Here is a 4,374-nt window from a genome sequence, read left to right on the forward strand (position 1 = left end):
GTCTCGGCACTGTTGCCTTCCCTCGCCTCTGGCATTGGTCAGGCAACGTACCTCGACTCACGCGCCTCTCATCCCGACGCTCACCTGGGTACAGGTAGAGCGCGGGGCTTCCCGTCTACAAGCTAAAATCCAATCGCGTTCGCTTTCTCCATAAATCGTGTCATTTCCGATACCGCCAACCAGGTTATCCCGACCTGCTTTGCCATTGAGCCAATCGTTGCCGCCAAAGCCATCTATGGAATCGCTAGCATCAGTACCGATGATAGTCTCGTCACTATCGCTACCAGTTTGACCGGATTCTACTGGATGGGGATTGGTATCAACATTGGGATTTTTTTGCGGAGGACGCGGGGACGGGGGGACAAGGTGACGCGGGGATACCCCATGGTAGGCGCCAGGGGATTCCAGCAAGGAAGAATTGTCTGATTCTCGCGCGTTTAAATTCGGGAGGTTCAGACCAGGTGCTTCGATCTGGGTCAGGGTCGCTCTGAGCGTCTCCCCAACTCCTTTGTCAGAGCGTCTTCAAAGGTCAATATCGGGACGGACAATCTGTTCGCAGAAACAATCGGGATCGGGGTGAGAGATGGTAATGTTTAAGCGAGCGATCGCAGTAGCATTACCCCCTTCTGTCGCCGTCACCAACAAAGTTAAATTCCCAAAAACGCCACTCGTTATACTGCCAGTAAAAGTGCGAGTAAATGGATTAAAACTCAGCCAATTAGGTAAAGGATTGCCCTTGTCGAGTGTGGCGGTATAGGTAATAGTATCGCCCAGGTCGGGAGCGAAGAAACTTTCTTCAGAGAAGGTAAGTAAGAATCCACCATCGACAGCAGTAAATTGCATCTCAGACTTCAGCGGATTGAACACTACCGGGTGATTCACCGAGTTCACAATCAGGTTCACAGTCGCGGGTGTAAGCGCATAATCAATTCCATTAAATCCATTCCAATTGAAACTGGTACTGCCATTCCAGTTAGGATTGGGAGTGCAGCGGAGGTGGCCTAAATCGGTGATAGCAATTTCTAGATTGAGGGTAACATTATTGCTGCCTAATTTAAGCATTCCATTACTAGGCAGAGAAGTTCCCCTAATTTGAATCAAATTCTGAGAATTAGCATCGGTGAAGGCATTGCTAAAATCAGCCGCACTGAAGGTAATATCGCTATCTTCATCGGCAGATTTATTGATGTTGCTCAGTTGCGGTGGCTGATTTGAATCATCATTTGTAATGGTTGCAGCGACAGGCGTTGAAGTGCCAACAATATAATTTGCCCCATCTATCAAAGACATCTGCATTCGGGTCAATCGTCAGGGTTGCGGTATTAGAACCCGCAGCAAAAGTGATACTGCCATTCGTGGCAGAAAAACTAGCAGCACCGGAAGTAGTGTAATCGGTATTAAACGTTGCAGTGCCGCCGACGTTGAAGTTAACCGTGAGGGAATTGGTTAGATTTCCCGTGGGATTGAAGGTGTAAGCGAGATTGGTAGAACCATCTTCATTAACGCTGCTGGGATTAACCGATAAAGTGACGTTGTTGTTGCTGTCATCGTCGTCATTAATTGTGGCAACGACTGCGCTCGTAGTACCCAGGTTATAGCCTGTCCCAGAAGCTAAGGTTAATTCTACCGTTTCATTCGGTTCGATAGATGTATCGGCGCTGGGGTCGATGGTCAGAGTAGCGGTATTGGAATTGGCAGCAAAAGTAATTGTGCCGTTACTAGCAGAAAATGTTGTCGCACCCGAAGTAGTGTAATCGGTATTGAAGGTTGCAGTGCCAGCGACGTTGAAGTTAACCGTGAGGGATTTGGTTAAATCTCCGGTGCGATTGAACGTGTAAACAAGATTGGTAGAACCATCTTCATTAACGGTGGAAGGTGCGACGGCAAGGGTGACGGTGGGATTAACATTGGCATCGAGGATGGTCAGCGTCGCCGTAGTCTGAGTCCCCAAGACGAAATTCGGACTGGGATTGACTAAAGTTAGAGTCAGAGTTTCGTTTGGTTCGACTGTCGGGTCATCGTTAATCGGAATCGTGACGGTTTTGCTGGTTTCATTGGCAGCAAAGTTAATCGTTTGAGTCGTATTGTCGAAGTCAGTTCCCCTGGCAAAGGGGTTGTGTGCCACCCTTAAGCGTGTGGCTATACAAACTTTGGTTGCCAGAGCAGTCTGCAAGAATTTTAGCCCACGTAGGTGGGCTTTGTTTGTGTAGCCACACCCTTTAGGGTGTGGGCGTTTCAGAAAATTCTCACCCTGAAGTTGGCGGCGCTAGCAAAGGAACCCGTGCCCTTGCCCGCTCCCCTTTCCCCCCCTTTCCAGAGAGCTTGATTCTCATTTTTTTCCATCTGACAGTTGAGGGTGCGGAATCTGGGTAATAAATCTAGAGGAATGGTACTCACTATTAAAAATTCTATTGATTAGTTAAATCGAGCTTAAGCAATCGATAGAATTATTCATATTATCCTTGGAGCAAAAAAGTATTATTGACTGCAATCTCACTTGTTTGCACCGAGCGCCATATACTCATTATTATACATAACTCAAGTTGCTAGTTATCTCTCTGGGAGCGGCTAATGGCTAATGGCTAATGGCGAGATTGGTAAAAATCCTAGATTAGCAATTAGCAATTAGCAACGCCAAAGTTTATAACTAGCAACTTGCGTTACATAGAGTAATTAATAATGATTAGTTACTTAAGAGCAAGTAGTTACAATATCTACGTAGATTTACCTGGAGAGAAAGATCGGATGTTGCTTGTGCATGGCTATACAGGCGCATATGATAAAGTCTCTCGACGAGTAGCAACCTACGTCCGTTCTTTAGAAGTCAGTCGTCCTCCCAAACCACTATATGGAGACTGGAGTCCTGAACCACCAATTGCAGGCACAATCATTCCTCCCTCTCAAGCAACTATTGAGTTGTTGAAAAAAAGAGGCTATCTGACAGAAAAGACAGTAGAGTCAGAAGAACAATTTTTTGTCAAAATGGCAACAAAACTGCATCATTGGCAACAACAATTGATGCCTAGTTATATTTTCATGCCTACCTATAGCTGCAATCTGCGTTGTCCTTATTGTTTTCAGGATCATATGCGTAGCGCTCCAGCTTTTCAACATCTGCTCAGAACAATGCAGCCAGAAATGGTAGACAGAATATTTGCGGCTTTTCCCAAAATTGAGTCAATGCACGGTGTACCAGAGTCAGCTGATATACCGCGTAATATTACTTTTTTTGGTGGCGAACCCCTGCTGGAAAGTAGCCATGAGATTGTGGAATACATTATCAATAAAGCACTGTCTTTAGGTAAAGCGCATTTTTCGGCAGTCACTAACGGGACTGAGTTGCACGCCTATCAAGATTTACTCAATTCAGAAAAAATTTCTGAACTACAAATTACCCTTGATGGTACTCCTGACGAGCATGATAAGCGGCGTATTTACGCAGATGGTAGCGGTTCTTTTGAAAAAATTGCTCGTAACATTACAATGGCGTTAGATTTAGGGGTTGCAGTTAACGTGCGGATGAATATTGACCGCAATAATATTAAACAATTACCCGAATTAGCCGAGGGGATGATTGCCAGAGGTTGGCATAAGTACAATAAATTTTCTGCTTATACTGCCCCCATACACGTATCCAATGAAAAAACCGATATCAAGACAACCTTTACATCTTGGGAACTGGATTTAGCATTAGATGAATTGCGTCGAGTTTATCCTCAAATGAGAGTGATTCGTCGTCCTGATGATTGGTTAATCAATCGAGCTAGACAATTGTTTGAAAGGCAGAGTAACCCTATGCCAAGCTTTCATGCAAGTTTTTGTGGAGCGCATAATAAAATGTATGTTTTAGATGCGTTTGGGGATATTTATGCCTGCTGGGAAAGAACAGGCGATCCTAAAATTCGTATTGGTCACATTGATGAAAATAGTGAAGTCATTTTCAATGAAGAATTGAATCAAACTTGGCGCAATCGTACAGTAATTACGAACCCCACTTGTCGTAAGTGTCGTTATGCCTTTTCTTGCGGCGGAGGCTGTGCAGTAATGGCGATGAATCATAAGGGTAAATTTCATACAAATTACTGTGATGGTTTTGCAAATCGCTTCCGCGCTAGTGTGGCTGAAGCTTATCAAGATTTTGTGAGTAGAAATCAGACTATGATTGAACCAGATCCAGTTTGTACAACCTAATTGATTCCTAGTGTTAGGAATTGTTTCTTAACCAAAGTAGTGAATTAAAGGAGATAAAAAATGGAAAACCAAAATCATGAATCCAAGTTTGAAGGAACACCTGAAATTGAATCTCTCAACATTGCTGACCTCGAGCTTCTTTACAAGAAATTAGAAGATGAAGATGCTGAATTATATAACGGT

The 4,374-nt window shown here is 44.2% G+C and carries 5 protein-coding genes; 1 reads left to right on the forward strand and 4 read right to left on the reverse strand.

The window, feature by feature from the left end; translation table 11 throughout:
* Positions 1-57 precede the first annotated feature (57 nt).
* The 4 genes from MiSe_RS47840 to MiSe_RS47855 form a co-directional block, all read right to left on the reverse strand.
* Positions 58-411, reverse strand: a complete 354-nt coding sequence (locus tag MiSe_RS47840) for a calcium-binding protein (RefSeq protein WP_226594341.1) — start codon at positions 409-411, stop codon at positions 58-60.
* A 111-nt stretch (positions 412-522) separates the two neighbouring features.
* On the reverse strand, positions 523-1,290 hold the full coding sequence (locus MiSe_RS47845) for a putative Ig domain-containing protein (RefSeq protein ID WP_226594345.1): 768 nt from the start codon (positions 1,288-1,290) through the stop codon (positions 523-525).
* The gene (locus MiSe_RS47850) at positions 1,220-2,125 is read right to left on the reverse strand and encodes a Calx-beta domain-containing protein (RefSeq protein WP_226594347.1); all 906 of its coding nucleotides are present in this window, start codon (positions 2,123-2,125) and stop codon (positions 1,220-1,222) included. Before MiSe_RS47850 ends, MiSe_RS47845 begins: the two co-directional genes overlap by 71 nt.
* A 110-nt stretch (positions 2,126-2,235) precedes the next feature.
* Positions 2,236-2,397: a hypothetical protein gene (locus MiSe_RS47855; protein ID WP_226594349.1), complete on the reverse strand. Its 162-nt coding sequence runs from the start codon at positions 2,395-2,397 to the stop codon at positions 2,236-2,238.
* A 282-nt stretch (positions 2,398-2,679) separates the two neighbouring features.
* Between MiSe_RS47855 and MiSe_RS47860 the strand changes: the two genes are divergently transcribed.
* Complete coding sequence (locus tag MiSe_RS47860; RefSeq protein ID WP_226594352.1) at positions 2,680-4,191, forward strand: radical SAM/SPASM domain-containing protein; 1,512 nt, start codon at positions 2,680-2,682, stop codon at positions 4,189-4,191.
* Positions 4,192-4,374 lie beyond the last annotated feature (183 nt).

It is taken from the genome of Microseira wollei NIES-4236 (assembly GCF_020521235.1).
GTDB lineage: Bacteria > Cyanobacteriota > Cyanobacteriia > Cyanobacteriales > Aerosakkonemataceae > Microseira > Microseira wollei.

Bases quoted from the DNA above. Each gene is read 5' to 3' on its own strand.
- MiSe_RS47845 (WP_226594345.1), bottom strand. From the start codon at position 1,290: ATGTCTTTGATAGATGGGGCAAATTATATTGTTGGCACTTCAACGCCT.
- MiSe_RS47860 (WP_226594352.1), top strand. From the start codon at position 2,680: ATGATTAGTTACTTAAGAGCAAGTAGTTACAATATCTACGTAGATTTA.